Below are 19669 nucleotides of genomic sequence, written 5' to 3' on the forward strand. Positions count from 1 at the left end.
GGGGCACTGTAGCCGCAAACGGCCCGGGTTGTCGAGGCGGGTCACAAGGTGGTCAGGGGGTCCAGGTCGAGGCCGAGGCGCACCTTGGCCGGGCAGGGGTTGGCCTGGACAAGGTGGGCGAACAGGGTCCTGATCCGGCCCCAGTCATCGCCCTTGAGCAGACAGTTGAACCGCCTGCGCCCGCGCAGCATGGCCAGCGGGGCCGGGGCCGGTCCCAGGGCGGCGATGCCCAGACCCGGAGCCCGGCCGGTCAGCACCCGGCCCAGAAGATCAAGGGTTGCCGGGCCATCGGCAAAGTCCGTCGGATGGCTGATGCGCACCAGGGCGAGCCGGGTGAAGGGCGGGTAGCCAAAAAGTTTGCGCCGCCCGATCTCGCGCTCGAAAAAGGCCGCGTAGTCTGCGCTGAGCACATCGCGCCAGATGGGATGGCCCGGGTTGCGGGTCTGGATGAGCACCCGGCCCGGCTCAAGGCCGCGCCCGGCCCGGCCCGCCACCTGCACCAGCAGTTGGAAGGTTCGCTCGGTGGCGCGATAGTCGGGCAGGCTCAGGCCCAGGTCGCCGTCGGCCACCACCACCAGCGTCACGGCCGGAAAGTGGTGCCCCTTGGAAATCATCTGCGTACCCACCAGCACCTGTGCCTCGCCCCGGGCAAAGGTGCCCAGTATTTCCTCCAGGCGCTCCTGCCGCCGGGTGGCGTCGCGGTCCAGGCGCAGCACCTTGACACCCTCGGGCAGCAGCTCGCCCAGGTGCTCCTCGATCCGCTCCGTGCCCTCGCCCATGGGTACGAAATTGCCGCCGCCACACTTGGCGCACAGCATCGGATAGGAGTGCGACTTGCCGCAGTAATGGCAGATGACCCGCTCGCGGCCCTTGTGGTAGGTCATGCCCACCTCGCACTCGGAGCAGCGCACGGTCTCTGCGCAGTCGAGGCAGTACATGAGGGGCGCGTAGCCTCGCCGGTTGAGCATAACGATGACCTGATGCCCCTGCTCCACGGTCTGCCGGATCGCCTCCTCCGTGGCCGGGGCAAAGGGGGCGGCCGATCCGGCCAGGGCCGAGATGTCCACCAACTCCACCTCGGGCAGCACGCTCTCCCCCACCCGCTCGGCCAGGGTGGACACCGCGATGGACCCGCTCCGTGCGGCGTGGAAGGTCTTGACGTCCGGCGTGGCCGAGCCGAGCACCAGCAGCCCGCGCCCGCGTTCGACGCGGAACCAGGCCACCTCCTTGGCGTGGTAGGCCAGCCGTTCGTCCTGCTTGAACGACTCGTCGTGTTCCTCATCAAGGACCACCAGCCCGAGGTCGGGCACGGGCAGGAACAGGGCCGAGCGCGTGCCCACCACCACGACCGGCCCCTGGTCACGGGCGGCGTCCACAAAGGCTGTTTCCCGCTTCAGGGGGCTCTGGTAGCCGTGATAGAAGATGACGCGGCGCCCCGGAAAATACTCGGCCACCACGCGATGCAGCCGGCAGGCCAGCGCCACCTCCGGGGCCAGAAGCATAGCCGAGCGGCCCCGCTCCAGGCAGGCGCGGACCAGTTCCAGATAGAGCACGGTCTTGCCGCTGCCGGTGACGCCGTGGACCAAATGCGCCCCGCCAGGGCCGTTCATGGTGGCCATCAGCCCATCCAGTGCCGCACGCTGCTCGGCGGTCAGGACGTAGGATGGAGGCTCCTGCCCGGCGCAGCGGCCCGGCCCGGCGTCCACCTCGGCCAGTCGGTCGGCGGTCAGCTCGCCCAGGGTGACCAGCCCGGCCCCTTCCATCTTGGCAGCAGCGGTCACGGCCCATTCGCCCAGGCCGTGGCGCAGCGAAAAGAGGCTCTGCGGCCCGTTGTCGAGCAGGTGTTCGAGAATCCTGATCTGCCGCTTGGCATTGGGCCGCACGGCCCAGGGCGGGTCCGAGACCAGGGAGGCGAAACGCTCCTCCTCCTCGCGCTTGACATTGACGCGCACGCGCATGCGCCCGGCGAGCCACAACTCCATGAGGGCGACTCTGTCGGTCTCGGGCAGCCGGGCAAGCTCGGCGGGCCGGATGGAGCCGGGCAGGGGCCGGTCCGCCATGTGCCGGTCCACCCGGAATGTGACGGCAGCGGTGCGCAGGCCCCGCGGCAGCAGGGTTTCGAGGATGCGGCCCGGGCTGGCCATCTGCCGGGTGGCGAGATTTTCGGCCAGATCGAGATAGGCCGCGTCCAGGAGCGGGGTCGTCTCCAGCGGCCAGATCATGGGCTTGATGACCACGCCTTCGGGCTGACTCAGGGCCTTGTCGTCGGCCGGACCGGCGACCACGCCCATGCGATGGGACCGCCCTAGGGGGACGATGACCCGCAGACCCGGGACCAGCCCGGGAAAATGCGGAGGCCGCTCGTAGGTCAGTGTCTGGTAGGGAGGGCTGACAAGGGTGACCAGCCAGAGATCGGCCATGACGGCCACCTATTCCGCTGCGGGATGGCGCAGGTCGCGCAGGAGGTCAAAGGGCGGAGGCGGCGCAACGCACTGCGATGCACCCACCTGATCGCGGGCATACAACGCCTCGTCGTCGGCGCGGTTGACCGCGACCCAGCGCACGGTGGCGGCCACCACGGCCTCGCCCGCCCGGACAGTCACCCGCCCCGGCAGCCTGAAGCCGCCCATGGTCAGGTATTCGTCGAAATCAAGGCTCACCACCCGGCCCCCGGCCCGGTAGCGGAGCATGAGCGGCGACTTGTCCTCGTTGTGCAGCCACACGGCCGGGCCTGCCTCGCCGCCCGCCCCGTGGCCGGAATAAGCACCGAGCATGAGACAGGGCGCGTCGCCGCAAAATCCGTAGCTGCGCTCGGCAATGTCCACGCCCCAGGCCTTCCACCGGGCCAACGGGTCGGCGGGCAGCCAGAACATGAGGGGCGGCAGGGCGAACCCGCCTTCCGGGCAGGAAGCCACCACCCGATCATTCATGCCCACGGCCACGGCCACGGCCTCGACCGGACCGGACTCGATGGCGGGCACACTCTCCGAACCCTCACCCGGAGTTTCGGGCGCAGCCGCGACCGAAAACGTCCACTCCTGCCGCCAGCGGCCACGCGACTGCCAGACATGAGCGGAAACCCCCGGATGGTCCGCAAAGGTCATGACCGCCTCCCAGGAGGTCAGCCCGCCATAGTGCCTGCGCAGCGACCGGGCAAGCTCCTCGCTCTCGGAAGACTGGGCGCCGGACGACTGGACCCGGGGCGACTGGGCGGTGGCGGGCACCACCGCCAGGAGGCCCAGGGCCGCGAGACACAGCGACCAGATCAGCTTGGGCAAGACAGCAACTCCTGGAGCCGCTTGACAAGGTCGTCGCGAAGCTCCTCGTCCTGTAGGGCGAAATAGATGTTGGCGGTCAGGTACTCCACCCAGTCACCGGCGTCGAACCGCTGACCCTGAAGCTTCACCGCAATGAGCTTGTCGCGGTCGGCCAGCCCCTGCAGGGCGTCTGTCAGCTGGATTTCTCCGCCCACGCCCGCCTTCTGGCCCTCAAGGATGTCGAAGATCTCGGGCAGCAGAACATAGCGGCCGATGATGGCCAGATTCGACGGGGCCTGCTCGGCCGACGGCTTCTCCACGAGGCTCGACACCGTGTACATGCCCTTGGCAAACTCCGTGCCCTTGATCACCCCGTACTTGCTGACCTTGTGCCTGGGAACCTCGATGACGCCCACCACGGCCTTGTTCTCGATCCTGGCAGCCTTGATCAGCTCGCCGATGCCCGTGTCGCGGCCGAACATGAGGTCGTCGCCAAGCATGACGGCAAAGGGTTCGTTGCGGCACACCTCGCGGGCGGTGAGCACGGCGTGTCCCAGGCCGAGCTGCTCCTTCTGGCGCACGGCAATGACATTGACCATGTCTGCCACTCGGCGCACCTCTTCAAGCATCTCCACCTTGGCGGCCCGGGCCAGAAGCTGTTCAAGCAGGAAGTTGCGGTCGAAATGGTCCTCGATGATGGTCTTGTTCTGGTTTGTGACGAAGACCACGTCCGTGATGCCCGCGCTGATGCCCTCCTCCACGATGTACTGGACGATGGGCTTGCGGAAGATGGGCAGCATCTCCTTGGGAACGTTCTTGGTGGCGGGAAGCGAGCGCGTGCCCCATCCGGCGACGGGAATGACGGCCTTGGTGATCTCCATGGGAATCCTCCGTGGGTATGCGTTGGGCTTTAGCGCAGGAACGTTTCACAGGCCTCCACCAGATCCTCGACGTGACGACGCACGTCCTCGGCGTCCGGTCCCTCGACCATGACCCGGCAGACCGCCTCGGTGCCAGAATAGCGCAGGAGCACGCGCCCCTTGCCGCGCAGGGCCTGCTCGACCCTGTCCACCTCGGCCTGGAGCCCCGGGGCCTGCTCGAACGGGACCTTGCGCTCCACATGGACGTTGCGCAGTTCCTGCGGAAAGGGTTCGAGCAGCCCGGCCAGCTCCGAGAGCGGCCGCTGTTTTTCGACCATTATACGCAATAATTGCAGAGCCGCAAGGAGGCCGTCCCCGGTGGTGGAATGATCCATGAAAATCAGATGGCCCGATTGCTCCCCGCCCAGGCTCGCGCCCTCGCGACGCATGGCCTCGACCACGTAGCGGTCGCCCACCGCAGTGCGCAGCAGCCTGCCGCCATGCTCGCGCATGAACAGCTCAAGGGCCATGTTGCTCATGACCGTGGCCACCAGCAGGTTGCCGGGCAGCCTGCCCTTCTCCATCATCTCCAGGGCGCTCAAGGCCATGATCTGGTCGCCGTCGAGGATGCGCCCCTTCTCGTCGCAGACGATGAGCCTGTCCGCGTCGCCGTCCAGGGCGATGCCCATGTCCGCGCCCTCGTCCACCACGATGTGCGAGATGACCTCGGGATAGAGGGACCCACACTTGTGGTTGATGTTCAGCCCGTCGGGCGTGGTGCCCACCTTGACCACCGTGGCGCCCAGTTCTTCAAGCACGCTGGGGGCCACGCCGTAGGCCGCGCCGTTGGCGCAGTCGAGCACGATCTTCAGCCCGTCCAGGGTCAGCTTGGGCGAGAAGCTGTTCTTGAGGTAGACGATGTAGCGGCCCTGCGCGTCCACGATGCGGTGCGCCTTGCCGATATTCTCGGGCGCGGGATACTCCCAGCGGGGGTTGTCGGCCAACACCAGTTCGCTGATCTCGTCCTCAACCGAGTCGGGCAGCTTGAACCCCTCGGGACCGAAGAACTTGATGCCATTGTCCATGAACGGGTTGTGGCTGGCCGAAATGACCACTCCGAGGTCGGCGCGCATGTTGCGCGTCAGAAACGAGATGGCCGGAGTGGGCAGCGGGCCTACCAGGAAGACCTCCATGCCGTTGGCGCACAGCCCCGAGGTCAGCGCGGTCTCGAATACATAGCCCGACAAGCGCGTGTCCTTGCCGATGACCACCCGGTTGCGGCCCGAGCCGTTGCGGAAATACTGCCCTGCGGCCAGCCCCAGCTTGAGCGCGATCTCGGGAGTCATGGGAAAGATATTGCCTTGGCCGCGCAGGCCATCGGTTCCGAAAAGCCTCTGCTTCATGCATTGCTCCACCGCCGTCGGTGCGGCGTCTATCGTTTGGTCAACGTGGTCGTAATGGTTTCCGGGTTCCTGCGCACCAGCGAGCACCCTTCAGGCAGCGTCACCGCGAATTCGAAGTCGAACCGACCCTCGGCCGGTTTGCCGGGGAAGAGCAGGGTGGCGGCCATGTCGTTGCGGTAATCGTTGTTGCGGAACAGGGCGATGGGCCCCTCGATGAGCAGACGCACGTAATCCTGCGCCACAGCGGCCCGGAACCCCTTGGGCTCGTCAAAGGAGAGGGGTAGCTTGACCCATATCTCGCGCGTCTTGGGCCCGAAAAACGCCTCCACCCGCACCCGGGCGGGCGAGGGCCTGATCTCGTCAGGAACCTCGACGCCCACATCCTCGGCCCAGCGTGCGGGCACGGTGTCGGGAAAGTCCTCGTGCATGACCACCTTGATGGCCGTGAGTTTGCGCAGCTTGGTCTCCGGGCCGCGCACCTCCACCTGGGCAGGCGTGACGCGCACCTCGCGCAGGACATAGTCCTGGTTGAGCTGGCCCGACCAGGCGGCCTCAAGCTCGATGACCTTGGTCATCCGGCGGTCCACCATCAGGCGCAGCCGGTTGGGCCGAACCTCGATGATCTCGTAGGCGGAGGAAAGGGGCAGCCGCGAGGCGTCTATCTCCACCACCTGCTGGCCCACGCCGAGACGGCTCACGTCAAGGGGATAATTGAGGGTTTGGGAGGCGAGGTTGCCCACCAGTCCCTTTGGCCCGCGCAGACGGACCTGGATCTTGTCGATCATGCCCTCTTCGATCATCAGCCCCTCAGGCGGGTTGGTCATGATCACGGGCATTTCCACCCAGGTTTCGATGACTTCGCGGCCGGTCACCAGAAACCATGTGAAGATGGCCAACCCCAGGGCCAGCAGCATGGTCTGCCAGTTCTTCTTCATGCCTTACCGTCCCAAAGCGTTGCGCAGCACGCGCCGAAGGCGCACTTCGTCAAGGCTGGTTGTCAGCCGCCCGTTCATGGCCACCGACACTTCTCCGCGTTCCTCGGAGATCACGACGACCACCGCGTCCGACTCCTCGCTGATGCCGAGGGCGGCGCGATGCCGGGTCCCGTACATGGGCTGGCCGCGCAGCTTGGACGACAGTGGCAGGATGCAGGCTGCGGCCACGACCCGGTCGCGCCGGATGATGACCGCACCGTCGTGCAGCGGGGTGTCGGCGAAGAAAATCGTCTCCAGCAATTCCTTGTTGACCTTGGCGTCAAGCTCGATGCCCCGCTCCACTATGTCGCCAAGGGGCATGTTCTTTTCGATGACTATGATGGCCCCGGTGCTGGTGCTCGCCATGTTCTTGGCCGCCTGGATCAGGTTGTCCAGCGTGTCGTCGCGCATCTGCGACTTGGTCCAGAACCGCTTGGTCCCCACACTGGCCAAGGCCTTGCGGATGTCGGTGCGAAAGAGAATGACCACCACGAGGAACAGGGAGCTGAGGAACTCGCCCAGCAGGGTGCTCAAGGTGTACAGGTTGAACTGGTCGGAGAAGTAGTAGATGATCAGCACCACCACCATGCCGTAGAGCACGGCGGCCGCCCGCGTGCCCCGCACCAGCAGGATGATGTTGTAATAGATGACGCCCACGAGCACGATGTCGAGCACGACGCGCCAGGTTATCTCCATCCCGAAAAGTTCAAACATGATCTTTGCTACGCTATTTCGTGAACGATAGTCAATGTTTGTCGCGTGGTCTCCACCTCGTGGACGCGATGGATGGCCACCCCCCTGGCAGCCATGATCGCGGTGGCCGCCTGGGTTGCGTTCTGCCGCCTGTCCACGGGCAGGCCAAGCAGCCCCTGCCACAGGGATTTGTTGGAAATCCCGAGAAACAACGGCAGCCCGAAGGCCAGAAACCGCTCGATGCCGCGCAGGATGTCCAGGTTGTGCTCCAGGGTCTTGCCGAACCCGATGCCCGGGTCAAGCACGACCCTGTCCCGGGGCAGCCCCAGAATGTCGAGCCGCTCAAGCCGCTCCTCGAAAAAGGCCGCGATATCCTCGACCACGTCCGAATAACGCGGCGCGTCCTGCATGCTCCCCGGCCGCCCGAGGCTGTGCATGAGCACATATCCCGGCCTGTACTGGGCGATGACGTCGCCAAGGGCGGGGTCGAATGAAAAGGCGGACACATCGTTGAGAATGGCCGCCCCCGCCTCCAGCGCGCGGGCCGCCACCTCGGCCTTGCAGGTGTCCACCGACACCACCGGCCCCGCCTCGCCCGCCAGCTCGCCAGAGGCGACCAGCCCTTCGACGACCGGCAGCACGCGCGCCAGCTCGTCCGACGCGCTCACAGGGTCGGCATAGGGGCGCGTGGACTCGCCGCCCACGTCGAGGATGTGCGCTCCCTGGCGGGCCAGGGCCAGCCCGTGGGGCACGGCCTGCCGGGCATCATGGTGCGCCCCGCCGTCATAGAAGGAATCCGGGGTCGCGTTAACGATCCCGGCGATGAAAAAGGGGGCGGGGCCCAAGACCCTGCCCCCCTTCACTGTCCATGTGGTGTTGTCGCGCATAGGCGGCCAGCTAATCACGCTTGGGATCGGAATCGTCCGGCCCCTTGGCCTGATCGTCCTTGTCTTCGTCCTCTTCGAGGATGAAATCGTCATCCCCGGAGCCCTCTTCGCTGACCGGCCTGTAGCCGGGACCGGGCACGACCTTGCCCTCGGCGGTGTACCCTGCCGTGGGAGCGGACGGGTCGGGACCGGATGAAGGAGAGCCGGACGAAGAGGCGGGTTTGCCGCCATTGACCGTCTCCATGGGCGGCAGGGGCTTGCCTTCCCTGAGCAGGTCGATCTCCTGACTGTTCAGGGTCTCGCGTTCCAGCAGGGCCTGGGCCATGGCTTCCAGAAACTCGCGGTTCTCCGTGATCAGCCGATGCGCCGTGTTGTGGGCCTCATCGACGAAGCGGCGCACCTCGGCATCAATGGCCTTGGCCGTCTCCTCACCGTAGTTCCGGTTGTGGACGATCTCCCTGCCCAGGAAAAGCGAGTCCTGGTTGTCGCCAAGGTCAAGCGGACCAAGGGTCTCGCTCATACCCCAGGCGCAGACCATGTTGCGGGCGATCTTGGTGGTCTGCTTGATGTCGTTGGCGGCCCCGGTGGTCAAATGGCCGAAGACGATCAGCTCGGCGACCCGGCCGCCCATGCCGCAAGCCATGCGGGCTTCGAGATATTCCTTGGAAATGGTCAGGCGCTCTTCCTCGGGAAGGTACAGAGTCACGCCAAGGGCCCTTCCGCGGGGAATGATGGACACCTTGTGCACGGGGTCCGCCTTGGGCAGCAGCTTGCCCACCAGGGCGTGCCCGGCCTCGTGGTAGGCGGTGGTGCGCTTCTCTTCCTCGTTCATGAGCAGGCTGCGCCGCTCACGGCCGCCCATCATGACCTTGTCCTTGGCCTCTTCGAAATCGCTCATGTTGACGTGGTCCTTGCCCACCTTGGCGGCATGAAGCGCGGCCTCGTTGACAAGGTTTTCCAGGTCCGCGCCGGTAAAGCCCGGGGTGCCCCTGGCTATGACCTCCAGATTGACCTCCGGGGCCAGCGGGGTGCGACGGCTGTGGACCTTGAGGATGCGCTCGCGGCCGCGCAGGTCGGGATTGGGGACCACCACCTGACGGTCGAAGCGGCCGGGCCGCAGCAAGGCCGGGTCGAGCACATCGGGCCGGTTGGTGGCGGCCACGAGGATGACGCCCTCGTTGGACTCGAAGCCGTCCATCTCCACCAGCAGCTGGTTCAGCGTCTGCTCGCGCTCGTCGTGTCCGCCGCCGAGGCCAGCGCCGCGCTGACGGCCCACGGCGTCGATCTCGTCGATGAAGATGAGGCACGGCGCGTTCTTCTTGCCCTGGGCAAAGAGGTCGCGCACCCTTGAAGCGCCCACACCCACGAACATCTCGACAAAGTCCGAGCCGGATATGGAATAGAAGGGAACGCCGGCCTCGCCAGCCACGGCGCGGGCCAGCAGGGTCTTGCCCGTGCCCGGGCCGCCCACCAGGAGCACGCCCTTGGGGATGCGCCCGCCAAGCCGGGTGAACTTGCGCGGCTCGCGCAGAAAATCGACGATCTCGGAGAGTTCTTCCTTGGCCTCGTCCACGCCAGCCACGTCGTCAAAGGTGACCTTGGCCGTCTCCTCGTTGATGAGGCGCGCCTTGGACCGGCCAAAGCTCATGGCCCCCCGGCCGCCGCTGCCGCCGCCCTGCATCTGGCGCATGAAGAAAATCCACACGCCGATGAGCAGGAGCATGGGGAACCAGGAAAGGAGCAGCGTCATGTACCACGGCGACTCGTCCGGCGGCTCCGCCTTGACCTGGACTCCCCGCTTGATCAGGGTGTCGATGAGGTTGGGGTCGTCGGGGGTGTAGACACTGAAGCGTTCTCCTGAAGACTTGAGTCCGCTGATCCGCTGCCCCTGGATCTTCACTTCGACCACGCTGCCGTTATCCACCATGGACAGGAACTCGCTGTACGAGGGCTGCTCCTGAGGCATGGGCGGCTGGTTGAACATGTTGAAGAGCACGACCATCAAGACAAAAATGACGGCCCAGACAGCGAGATTTTTCATGTGGTTATTCAAAGACAATTCCTCCGGACAGCGCGGCTCGGGGCCGCGTCGCCCTCTTGAGCGGACCGCGGCAAAGGCGCGCGGTCAGTGTTTTGGCCTGTCAATTTCCTAAAGTAATGTCCCCGGGTGAAAAATCAAGGGGAAACAACGCAAAAAAACGATCCGCCGCCGAATGCGGCTTCTTGCGGCACACCTGCCGCCCGGCTCATCGCGCGGAATCGAGCCACGCGGCCAGGGTGTCGATCTGCGCGGCCACGGAATCCGGCCCGGTGCCGCCCGGCGTGGACCGCCGCCTGACCGCGGCCCGGTAGTCCAGCACGGCGTAGACATCGTCGTCGATCAGGTCTGAAAAACTCCTGAAATCGTCGAGGCTCAGGTCCTCGAGCCCCAGGCCCAGGGACTCGGCATGGGCCACGGCCGCCCCGGTGATGTGGTGCGCCTCGCGGAAGGGCACGCCCCGGGCCGCCAGATAATCGGCCAGCTCCGTGGCGTTGAGGAACCCGCGCTCCACCGTGGCCAGCATCTTCTCCGGCATGAACTCAAGCTCCGAGAGCAGCCCGGCCATGATCTCAAGGGACGAGGTCACGGTCTTGTCGGTGTCGAAGAAGGGCTCCTTGTCCTCCTGCATGTCGCGATTGTAGGTCATGGGCAGCCCCTTGACCAGCACAAGCAGGCCGGTCAGGGCACCCACCACCCGGCCGGTCTTGCCGCGCATGATTTCGCAGGAGTCGGGATTCTTCTTCTGGGGCATGATGGACGAGCCGGTGGAGTAGCCGTCGGGCAGGCGCACATAGCCGAAATTGGGGTTGGCCCAGATGATGATCTCCTCGCACATGCGAGAAAGATGAGTCATGATCAGGCTGCCCGCGAACACGGCCTCGATGACGAAATCGCGGTCAGACACGGCGTCCATGGAGTTGGCGAAGACCGCATCCATGCCCAGTTCCCCGGCCACCATGGCCGGATCGACGGGGTGGGTGGTCCCGGCCAGGGCCGCAGCGCCCAGGGGCATGACGCGCACCCGGTGGAGACAGTCGGCCAGCCGCTCGTGGTCACGCTTGAACATCTGGCAGTAGGCCAGCAGATGGTGGGCGAGGCTCACGGGCTGTGCGGGCTGGAAATGGGTGCAGCCGGGCAGCAGGGTGTCGCGGTGCTCGTCGGCCCGGGCCAGATAGACATGGATGAGCGAGGCCAGCCGCTCCTGCCAGACGGTCAGCCGGGCAGCCACATGGAGCCGGAAATCAAGGGCAACCTGATCGTTGCGGCTGCGCGCGGTGTGCAGCTTGCCGCCCAGCGGGCCGATGATCTCGGTCAGCCGCGACTCGATGTTCATGTGCACATCTTCAAGCCCGGTCTTCCACTCGAACTCCCCGGCCTCGATCTCGGCCCTGACCGCGTCCAGGCCGTCGCAGATGCGAACGGCCTCGTCATCGGTCAGGAACCCCCGGCGCGCCAACATGCGCGCATGGGCTTGGGAGCCTTGAATGTCCTCGGCGTAGAGCCGCCAGTCGAACGACACCGACTCCGAATACGCTTCCATGGACGCGGCGGTCGTGCCTGTGAACCGCCCGCCCCACATCTTCTTGTCTGCCATACGTTTACTCGCAGCTTTCTTCCTGGTCCTTGCCGCCCCACTTGCTCTGCTGCATGCGGCCCTTGAGGCGCAGCCCCACCAGCTTGATGAAGCCCGCAGCGTCGGCCTGATCGTAGACGACGTCCTCCTCAAAGGTGGCCAGATCGGCGTTGTACAGGGAGAACGGCGACTTGCGGCCAAGGGGCACGCAGTTGCCCTTGTAGAGTTTCAGGCGCACGGTGCCCGTGACCTTTTCCTGGGTCTTGTCGATCATGGCCTGGAGCGCCTCGCGCTCGGGCGAGAACCAGTAGCCGTAGTAGACCATCTCGGCGTAGCGCGGAACAAGGCTGTCGCGCAGGTGCATCACCTCGCGGTCCAGGGTCAGCCCCTCCAGGTCGCGCCGGGCCATGGCCAGGACCGTGCCGCCCGGGGTCTCGTACACCCCGCGCGACTTCATGCCCACGAAGCGGTTCTCGACCATGTCCACCCGGCCGATGCCGTGCCTGCCGCCCAGTTCGTTGAGCTTGGCCAGCAGGGCCGCCGGGGAATACTTGACGCTGTTCACGGCGATGGGATCGCCCGCCTCGAAGTCGATGGTGATCTCCTCGGCCTCGTCCGGGCATTTCTCGGGCGGCGTGATGGTGCGGTAGCAGTCAGGCCCCGGGGCGTTCCAGGGATCTTCCAGCTCGCCGCCCTCAAAGGAGGTGTGCAGGAGGTTGGCATCAATGGACCACGGCTTGGACCGGCTCACCGGCACGGGAATGGAATGCTCCTGGGCGTAGTTGATGAGGTCGGTGCGGGACTTCAGATCCCACTCGCGCCAGGGGGCGATGGTCTTCAGGCGCGGGTTGAGGGCCATGGTGGCCAGCTCGAACCGGACCTGATCATTGCCCTTGCCCGTGGCACCGTGGGCCACGGCCTGGGCGCCCTCGATCTCGGCGATCTCCACCATGCGCTTGGCGATCAGCGGCCGGGCGATGGCCGTGCCGAGCAGGTAGCGGCCCTCGTACAGGGCGTTGGCCCGGAACATGGGGAAGACATAGTCGCGCACGAATTCCTCGCGCAGATCCTCGACATAGGCCTTGACCGCGCCGGTGGCCAGCGCCTTGTCCTCGATGCCGTCCATCTCCTCGCCCTGGCCGAGGTCGGCGGTCATGCAGACCACGTCGCAATTGTAGTTGTTCTTGATCCACTTGAGGATGATCGACGTGTCCAGCCCGCCGGAATAGGCGAGAACGACTTTCTCCAACTTGCTCATCTGATTATTTCCTCGTTATCCTATCATGCTTTAATTGCTGTAAATCCATTCAATGATGGCCTTTTGCATGTGCAGCCTGTTCTCGGCCTGGTCCCAAACGATGGAGGCAGGCCCCTCGAACACGGCCTCGCTGACCTCCTCGCCCCGGTGGGCGGGCAGGCAGTGCATGAAGCAGGCCCCGGGCGCGGCCTTGGCCATGAGCGCCTCGTCCACGGCGTATCCGGCAAAGGCGGCCTCGCGCTTCTTCTGCTCCTCCTCCTGGCCCATGGACGCCCAGACGTCGGTGTTGACGTAGTGGGCCCCGGCCACGGCCTCGGCCGGGTCGTCGGTCAGGGTGATGTCCGCGCCAAGGGTGCGCGCCTTCTCCAGGATGGCCGGGTCAGGCCGGTACCCCTCGGGGCAGGCCAGGGAGAGGACAAAACCAAAGGTGGCGGCCGCGTTGATAAAAGAATGGGCCATGTTGTTGCCATCGCCTACCCAGGCCACCTTGATCTGGTCGAGATCTGGCGTGCGCTCGTACATGGTCAGCACGTCGGACATGATTTGACAGGGGTGGTACTCGTCGGTCAGGGCGTTGATGACCGGGATGGTGCCGTACTCGACCAGGGTTTCAAGCTTTTCCTGGCCAAAGGTGCGCACGATGAGTCCGTCCGCATAGCGCGAGAGGACCCGGGCGGTGTCCTTGAGGGGCTCGTCGCGGCCCAGCTGGGAATCGCGCGAGGTGATGAAGACCGGGTCACCGCCAAGATGGCGCACGCCCACCTCAAACGAGACGCGGGTCCGCGTGGACGCCTTCTCGAAAATCAGAAGCAGGGTCTTGCCGGTCAGGAGGTCGGTGCGGATGTCGCCGTCCTTCATCGCCTTGGCGCGCAGCAACACCTGCCGGGCCTCGTCCCTGGTCATATCCAGAATGGTCAGAAAATTCCTGGGCATCGTGAGTTCACTCCATCATCAATTGCCGGTCATTGCGAAAGGGAAGAAGTGTGGCCGATCTTGACATGGATGTAAAGGTTTTTGAGCCCGGCCCGCCTTGACGAAAAGGCATGCCGGTCAGTGGTTGCGGAGCCATTCGTGGAACTGGCTGAGGGTCAGTTGGCGGCTGGCCGGACCACTGCGCACATAGAACTCCTCGCTCTGGCCGTTCCTGAGGATGGCGGGCACCCGGGCGGGCATGCACAGGGCGCGGAGGACCGTGCTGCCCCGGACCTGGATGGCCATTGTCTCGACATAGCGGGAAAACTCGGTGCCGAGGTATTGATTGACAAGGTTGTTGAAGTGCAACAACGCCTTGTCGTCGCTGGCAAAGTTGTCCTCGGCAAAACCGGTGACCGTGCCGTCGTCAGCCACGCCCACCAGCAGGGTCCCGCCCTCGGAATTGATGAAGGCGGACACTGTCTTGGCGATGGCGTGTTCGATCTCCTTCCCGTTCTTGCCCGCCTTGAGGTTGAAGCGCATGGTCTGCTTGAATTCGAGTCCCCGGCTCTCGCCCTCGGCGATGAGGCGCAGCACCTCGTCACCGGTGCGGGCCGCGCCGTGGCGCATGCCCAGGGTCTCTATCCTGGAGCGGTTACGGCGCAGGACAAAGATGGCCGCCGCGCCCAGAAGCGCCAGGGCCGTGCCAAAGACCTGAAGGAAGGTATCGCTGCCCAGGGATGGAATCACCCCTGCCATGGGCACGACCACACCCAGGGACAGGGTGTCGCCAAAGGCGGACAGGGGCACGAGAAAGGCCCACCATGCCTCGCCACCCACGCGCAGGGGTACGGGCACACCCCGCAGCGAGGTATCGGCAGCCATGCGCTCCACCGCCCCGGCGATGACCGGGTCGCCCACCCCGGCCGCAGATGTGGGCAGCCGGGCCGCGCCAGCGGCCGGGTCCGCATCGCCGATGGGCAGCACCGCGCCGCTGTCCCAGAAGAGAAAGACCTTTTCCGCCCGGCCTTTTTCCGCGCCGTCGAGCTGGCTGATCACGACATCCACCGGGAAGACGAAGGAGACCATGACCCGCCCTGCCCCGCTTTCCACCAGCGAGGCCGCCGCCAGCCACGACTCGCCCGCGTCGAGAAGCTGCCCGGGACTGCGCCAGTTGACCTGACCCGGCTCAAGATGCCGGTATTCCTCGGCCAGGGCGTTGTTCAGGGCCGAGTGGTCGAATCGGGCCGAGGCGGTCGACGCGCCGGACGAGCCGTCCGCCCGCCACAGGGTCCAGCCCTCGCCGTCCTGCCCGGCCACGGTTTCGAGCAGGCCGTCGGGCCGTCGGATGAGCAGGTAGCGCAGGCCGCTGCCGTCCGAGACCATGACCGCGGCCATGTGCGGATGCCTGCCCAGGATGTCGGAAAAGGTGTGGCGCAGTTGGGCCGGGTCAAGGCTGTCGAGGCGGGTCAGGGCCATGTCGCCGCCCGAGGAGGTCACGGCGTTGACCAGCACGGTCACGGCCCCGGCCAGGCCGCGCGCCGAGCTTTCCACGGCCACGGCCGCCGCATCGTGGCGCACCTCGCGCACGCCCCAGAAGACCAGCGCCCCCAGGGCGGCCCAGGCCAGGAGCACCCCGGCCTGGAGGATTCGGTAGAGATTCTTGCCTCGGATGATGCTGCGCGCCGGTCTTTGCTCGAACATGAAACTCCCGGTTTTATCAGACTGCGTGACTGAGCAGGACGCGGTCCACGGCCAACTCGGTCAGATCGTCCATGTCCGGGCCGTGATCGTGCCCGGCCAGATGCAGGATACCGTGGGCCAGCAGCCGGGCCAGATGGGCCAGCGCCGGCTGCCCGTACAGGTGCGCCTCCCGGGCCAGGGTGTCCACGCTCAGGGCCAGCTCGCCGAGGTAGTCCGCTTCATCGACGGTACTCACGCCAGCATCTGGACCGGTCCCCTGCGCTGCCGGAAAACTCAGGACATTGGTCGGGCCGGGGCAGCCCATGAACTCGGCGTTGAGCCGGGCCATCTCATGGTCGTCCACCAGGGTGATCTCAAGGGTCGCACCCTCATGGCCCAGAGCCTCAAGAATGGTGGCCACCACCCCGGCAAGCTCTCGCCGAGACAGGGGAAAAGCCGGGTCGAGCCGGGTTTCGCGCACGATCCTGACAGGGCCGCCCATCACTCGGTCCTGATGGTGTCGTGCTGCTCGTAGGCACGGACGATGCGCCCCACCAACGGATGACGGATGACGTCGTGCTCGTCGAAGAGGATGAACTTCACGCCCTTGACGTCTTCGAGGATGACCCGGGCGTTGAGCAGGCCGGACCGGGCGTGGATGGGCAGGTCGATCTGGGTGACATCGCCAGTGACCACGGCCCGCGAGCCGAAGCCGAGGCGGGTCAGAAACATCTTCATCTGCTCGGGCGTGGTGTTCTGGGCCTCGTCGAGGATGATGAAGGCGTCGTTGAGGGTGCGGCCGCGCATGAAGGCCAGCGGGGCCACCTCGATGACGCCGCTCTCCTGGTATTCCTGCATCCTGGGAAAATCGAGCATGTCCTGAAGGGCGTCGTAGAGCGGGCGCAGATAGGGATTGATCTTCTCGGCCAGATCGCCGGGCAGGAAGCCGAGCTTCTCCCCCGCCTCCACGGCCGGACGGGTGAGCACGATGCGTTTGACCTCGCGGCGCAGCAGCGCGCCCACGGCCATGGCCACGGCCAGATAGGTCTTGCCCGTGCCTGCCGGGCCGATGCCGAAGGTCAAATCGTGCTGGCGGATGGCGTCGAGATATTCCCGCTGGTTGAGGGACTTGGGCGAGACCGTGCGCTTGCCCGAGGTGGCGTAGACATCGCCCTTGAAGACCTCGCCCACATCGGCCGTGGGCTGGCGCATGAGGATGCGGCAGGCGTAGTCCACATCCTGGGGGTAGAGGCTCTTGCCCGCCTTGAGCATGGCGTAGAGTTGGGTCAGCACCTGGGCGGCCAGCCCCTCGGCCGCCTCTTCGCCCTCGGGCGCGAGGATGGTCACCGCATTGCCCCGGCTCTCCAGGCGCACGCCGATACGCTCGCCCATGAGCCGCAGATGCTGATTGTGCGGGCCGAAGAGCTGCCCGGCCAGCCTGCTGTCGTCGAATTCGAGTTTCATCGCGGGCTCTCGCCCTCCCTTGGGGTTGACGGATGGCGGCGCGGACCGCCTGGGGAACGCCCGCACCCTAACGGCCATCGGGCGCGAGATCAATGGCCGATCACGTCTTGCGGCGCAGAAACATCCAGCGGCAGGCCCGGCGCTCCAGGAGGTTTGCCACCTCGTACAGGGCCGCGCCCATCATCGACATGCCGAGTATGCCGGTGAACATGCCCAGGTAATCCATGGCCCCCCAGGCGTCCATGATCATATACCCCAGGCCCCGGGTGGTGGCAAAGGATTCGACAAAAAAGAGCACTGCCACGGACACGCCGGTGCCCAGGCGCAGGGCCGTGAACCCGTGGGGCAGCGCGGCCGGGATGAGCACCTCGCGCAGCACGTTCCAACGCGACCCGCCCAGAGAACGGACGGAATCAAAGTATTTAGGATGGATGGAGCGCACCCCGTCGCGGGTGGTGACCAGTATCTGATAGGCGAGGATGAGCGTGATCATGGCGATCTTGGAGGCGTCGCCCAGGCCGAGCAGGAGCAGGAACACGGGCAGGAGCACGATCTTGGGCACGGGATATGTCAGGAAAATGAACGGGGCCAACAGGGCGTCCGCCCGCCTGACGCTGCCCATGAACAACCCCAGCGGAAAGGCGATGCCCCAGGCCAGGGCCATGGCCGTGACCGCCCTGTAGGCGCTGACGCCAAAATGCTCCCAGAATATCCGTGTGGTCAGGGCCGTGGCAAAGGCGGCCAGCGCGTCCTCCGGGTGCGGCAGGATGACGCCGCCCAGGGCCATGGCCGCCAGCTTCCAGAGCAGGCCGAGCACGAGCATGACCAGCCCGTAGCGCAGAAGAGGGGATTCGAGGCTCACCACAGGGCCTCCACCGTGTGCCGCAGCTCACGAAGCAGCCGGAAGCACGCCTCGGTGTCGCGGATGGAGGCGTCGCCGAAGCCGGGATTGTCGAACACGGCCACGGGCCGGGCCGGACGGCTCGACATGACCATGATCCGCCGCCCGAGAACCACGGCCTCCTCAAGGGAATGCGTGACCAGCACGTAAGGCACTTTGCGCCGCGTCCAGACATCGAGCAGGGTGCGCTGGAGCCGCTCGCGGGTCAGGGCGTCCAGGGACGAAAAGGGCTCGTCGAGGAGCATCAGTCTGGGCCGCGAGACAAAGGCCCGGGCAATGGCCACCCGCTGCTGCTCGCCGCCGCTCAGGGTGGCGGGATACTCCTGGCCGTGCCCGGCCATGCCCAGCTCGGCCAGCTGCGCCCGGGCCAGCTCAAGCCGCTTGGCACGCGGCACACCCTGCACCTTGAGGCCCAGCGCCACGTTGTCCACCACCGTGCGCCAGGGCAGCAGGCCATAATCCTGAAGAATGATGGAGATGTCCGGGGTCGGCCCGGTAACGGGTGCGCCGTCGAGAAAGACCGCGCCGCTGTCCGGCCGGGAAAGGCCGCTCAGCATGTAGAGCAGCGAGGTCTTGCCGCAGCCCGAGGGGCCGACCACGGCCAGGGTCTCGCCGTCTCCGAGGTCGAAGGACACGTCGTCGAGGACGCGCGTCCCGCCAAAGGATTTTCCGAGGTTGTCGGCTCTGAGCATCATTGGGCCGGGTGCCGCAGCGTCAGGGGATGATTGGGGAGAGGACGATCTCCTTGGGGATGGGCTCGCGCAAGAGTCCCTTGGCGATCATCCAATCCTGCACCTCGTCCAGCTCGCTGTCGGTGGGCAGCGCGGGCAGCGGATACCTGTAGACCGGAAACTCATCCACCAGGGGCTGCGGAATCCGGCAGGTCTCGGCCATGAGGGCGCGATAGCGCTCGGGATCGGCGGCCAGCCGCTCCACCGCCTCCTTGTAGGCGGTGACGAAGCGGACATACGTCTCGGCACCATCGGCGAAATACTTGCGATGCAGGCAGAGCACGGTCAGGGGCACGTCCAGGTTGTCCGCCGTGGCCAGCACCCCCCCGCCCTTGAGCCGGGCCAGGGAGAGGAGCGGCTCGGGCAGGATGGCCGCGTCGATCTGGCTGGCCATGAGCATCTGGAGCCGAATGGGGATCTTCTTGACCTCCATGCGCGAGAAATAGCCTGTACCGACGCCCAGGCGCTCCTCCATCCTGTCGGCCAGAAACTCCATGACAGTGGACCTGGAGATGCCCAGGGTCGCACCCTTCAACTCGTCCGGCCCCCGGTCACGCGCCGCCGGGGAGAGCGCTATGCCGAACATGGGGTAGCCCGGCGTGGTCCGCCAGGAGGTCAGGGCGATGTACATGGGCACATCCCGGCTGATGAGCAGATACGTGGCGATGAGATCGCCGAAGTAGCCGTCGAGCTGCCCGGCCTGCATGGCCGTGTCGCGCTCCAGAGCCGAGGCAAAGGGAACCAGTTCCACATTGAGCCCCTGCCCGGCAAAAAGGCCGTCACGGACCGCCACCTGCAACGGCAGGGTGTCGAGCACGGGCAGGATGCCGAAACGGATGGTGACTTCCTGCGCCCGGGCGGGGACCGCCAGCGAGGCAAGGGCAAGGACAAGGACAAGAGCCGCGACGGACAGGGTTTTTCTCATGCCAGAACTCCATGAATCAAGGTGGCGGCCTTGTAACACGCCCTGCCCCGAAAGAAAAGTGCCGCTCCGGGAACCGTACCGCCTCGCGGGCTGGATGCCACCCGGCG

17 protein-coding genes are annotated in these 19669 nt (G+C 66.1%); all 17 read right to left on the reverse strand.

The window, feature by feature from the left end; translation table 11 throughout:
- Positions 1-41: 41 nt before the first annotated feature.
- Positions 42-2420 (reverse strand): replication restart helicase PriA, encoded by a 2379-nt coding sequence (gene priA, locus QQS14_RS03255; RefSeq protein ID WP_285905467.1) that lies wholly within the window; start codon positions 2418-2420, stop codon positions 42-44.
- A 9-nt stretch (positions 2421-2429) separates the two neighbouring features.
- Complete coding sequence (locus QQS14_RS03260) at positions 2430-3278, reverse strand: hypothetical protein (protein ID WP_285905468.1); 849 nt, start codon at positions 3276-3278, stop codon at positions 2430-2432.
- Positions 3266-4138 (reverse strand): UTP--glucose-1-phosphate uridylyltransferase GalU, encoded by an 873-nt coding sequence (galU, locus tag QQS14_RS03265; protein WP_285905469.1) that lies wholly within the window; start codon positions 4136-4138, stop codon positions 3266-3268. Before galU ends, QQS14_RS03260 begins: the two co-directional genes overlap by 13 nt.
- A gap of 29 nt (positions 4139-4167) precedes the next feature.
- Positions 4168-5520, reverse strand: coding sequence for a phosphoglucosamine mutase (glmM, locus tag QQS14_RS03270; protein ID WP_285905470.1), 1353 nt, complete (start codon positions 5518-5520; stop codon positions 4168-4170).
- Positions 5521-5549: 29 nt separating this feature from the next.
- Positions 5550-6455, reverse strand: coding sequence for a CdaR family protein (locus QQS14_RS03275; RefSeq protein ID WP_285905471.1), 906 nt, complete (start codon positions 6453-6455; stop codon positions 5550-5552).
- Positions 6456-6458: 3 nt separating this feature from the next.
- A complete protein-coding gene (cdaA, locus tag QQS14_RS03280; RefSeq protein ID WP_285905472.1) occupies positions 6459-7208 on the reverse strand; it encodes a diadenylate cyclase CdaA in 750 nt (249 codons plus the stop codon).
- A gap of 8 nt (positions 7209-7216) precedes the next feature.
- The gene (gene folP, locus QQS14_RS03285) at positions 7217-8074 is read right to left on the reverse strand and encodes a dihydropteroate synthase (protein WP_285905473.1); all 858 of its coding nucleotides are present in this window, start codon (positions 8072-8074) and stop codon (positions 7217-7219) included.
- A gap of 10 nt (positions 8075-8084) precedes the next feature.
- Positions 8085-10127 carry an ATP-dependent zinc metalloprotease FtsH gene (gene ftsH, locus QQS14_RS03290; protein ID WP_285905474.1) on the reverse strand — a complete coding sequence of 681 codons (2043 nt, stop codon included), beginning with the start codon at positions 10125-10127 and terminating at the stop codon, positions 8085-8087.
- Between the two features lie 193 nt (positions 10128-10320).
- A complete protein-coding gene (gene argH, locus QQS14_RS03295) occupies positions 10321-11709 on the reverse strand; it encodes an argininosuccinate lyase (protein ID WP_285905475.1) in 1389 nt (462 codons plus the stop codon).
- A gap of 4 nt (positions 11710-11713) precedes the next feature.
- Entirely contained in the window at positions 11714-12946 is a 1233-nt protein-coding gene (locus QQS14_RS03300) for an argininosuccinate synthase (protein WP_285905476.1), read from the reverse strand.
- A gap of 30 nt (positions 12947-12976) precedes the next feature.
- Positions 12977-13879 (reverse strand): ornithine carbamoyltransferase, encoded by a 903-nt coding sequence (argF, locus tag QQS14_RS03305; protein WP_285905477.1) that lies wholly within the window; start codon positions 13877-13879, stop codon positions 12977-12979.
- Between the two features lie 117 nt (positions 13880-13996).
- Entirely contained in the window at positions 13997-15562 is a 1566-nt protein-coding gene (locus tag QQS14_RS03310; protein ID WP_285905478.1) for an AlbA family DNA-binding domain-containing protein, read from the reverse strand.
- 16 nt (positions 15563-15578) lie between these two features.
- On the reverse strand, positions 15579-16043 hold the full coding sequence (gene ybeY / locus QQS14_RS03315; RefSeq protein ID WP_285905479.1) for an rRNA maturation RNase YbeY: 465 nt from the start codon (positions 16041-16043) through the stop codon (positions 15579-15581).
- Complete coding sequence (locus QQS14_RS03320) at positions 16043-17005, reverse strand: PhoH family protein (protein WP_285905480.1); 963 nt, start codon at positions 17003-17005, stop codon at positions 16043-16045. The genes ybeY and QQS14_RS03320 overlap by 1 nt, the downstream gene beginning before the upstream one ends.
- Before the next feature lie 100 nt (positions 17006-17105).
- Positions 17106-17828 (reverse strand): ABC transporter permease, encoded by a 723-nt coding sequence (locus tag QQS14_RS03325; protein WP_285905501.1) that lies wholly within the window; start codon positions 17826-17828, stop codon positions 17106-17108.
- Between the two features lie 35 nt (positions 17829-17863).
- Entirely contained in the window at positions 17864-18598 is a 735-nt protein-coding gene (locus tag QQS14_RS03330) for an ABC transporter ATP-binding protein (protein WP_425607909.1), read from the reverse strand.
- A 22-nt stretch (positions 18599-18620) separates the two neighbouring features.
- Positions 18621-19562 carry an ABC transporter substrate-binding protein gene (locus QQS14_RS03335; protein ID WP_285905482.1) on the reverse strand — a complete coding sequence of 314 codons (942 nt, stop codon included), beginning with the start codon at positions 19560-19562 and terminating at the stop codon, positions 18621-18623.
- Positions 19563-19669: the final 107 nt, after the last annotated feature.

Origin of the sequence: Pseudodesulfovibrio pelocollis (assembly GCF_030282845.1) — a bacterium.
Classification (GTDB): domain Bacteria; phylum Desulfobacterota; class Desulfovibrionia; order Desulfovibrionales; family Desulfovibrionaceae; genus Pseudodesulfovibrio; species Pseudodesulfovibrio pelocollis.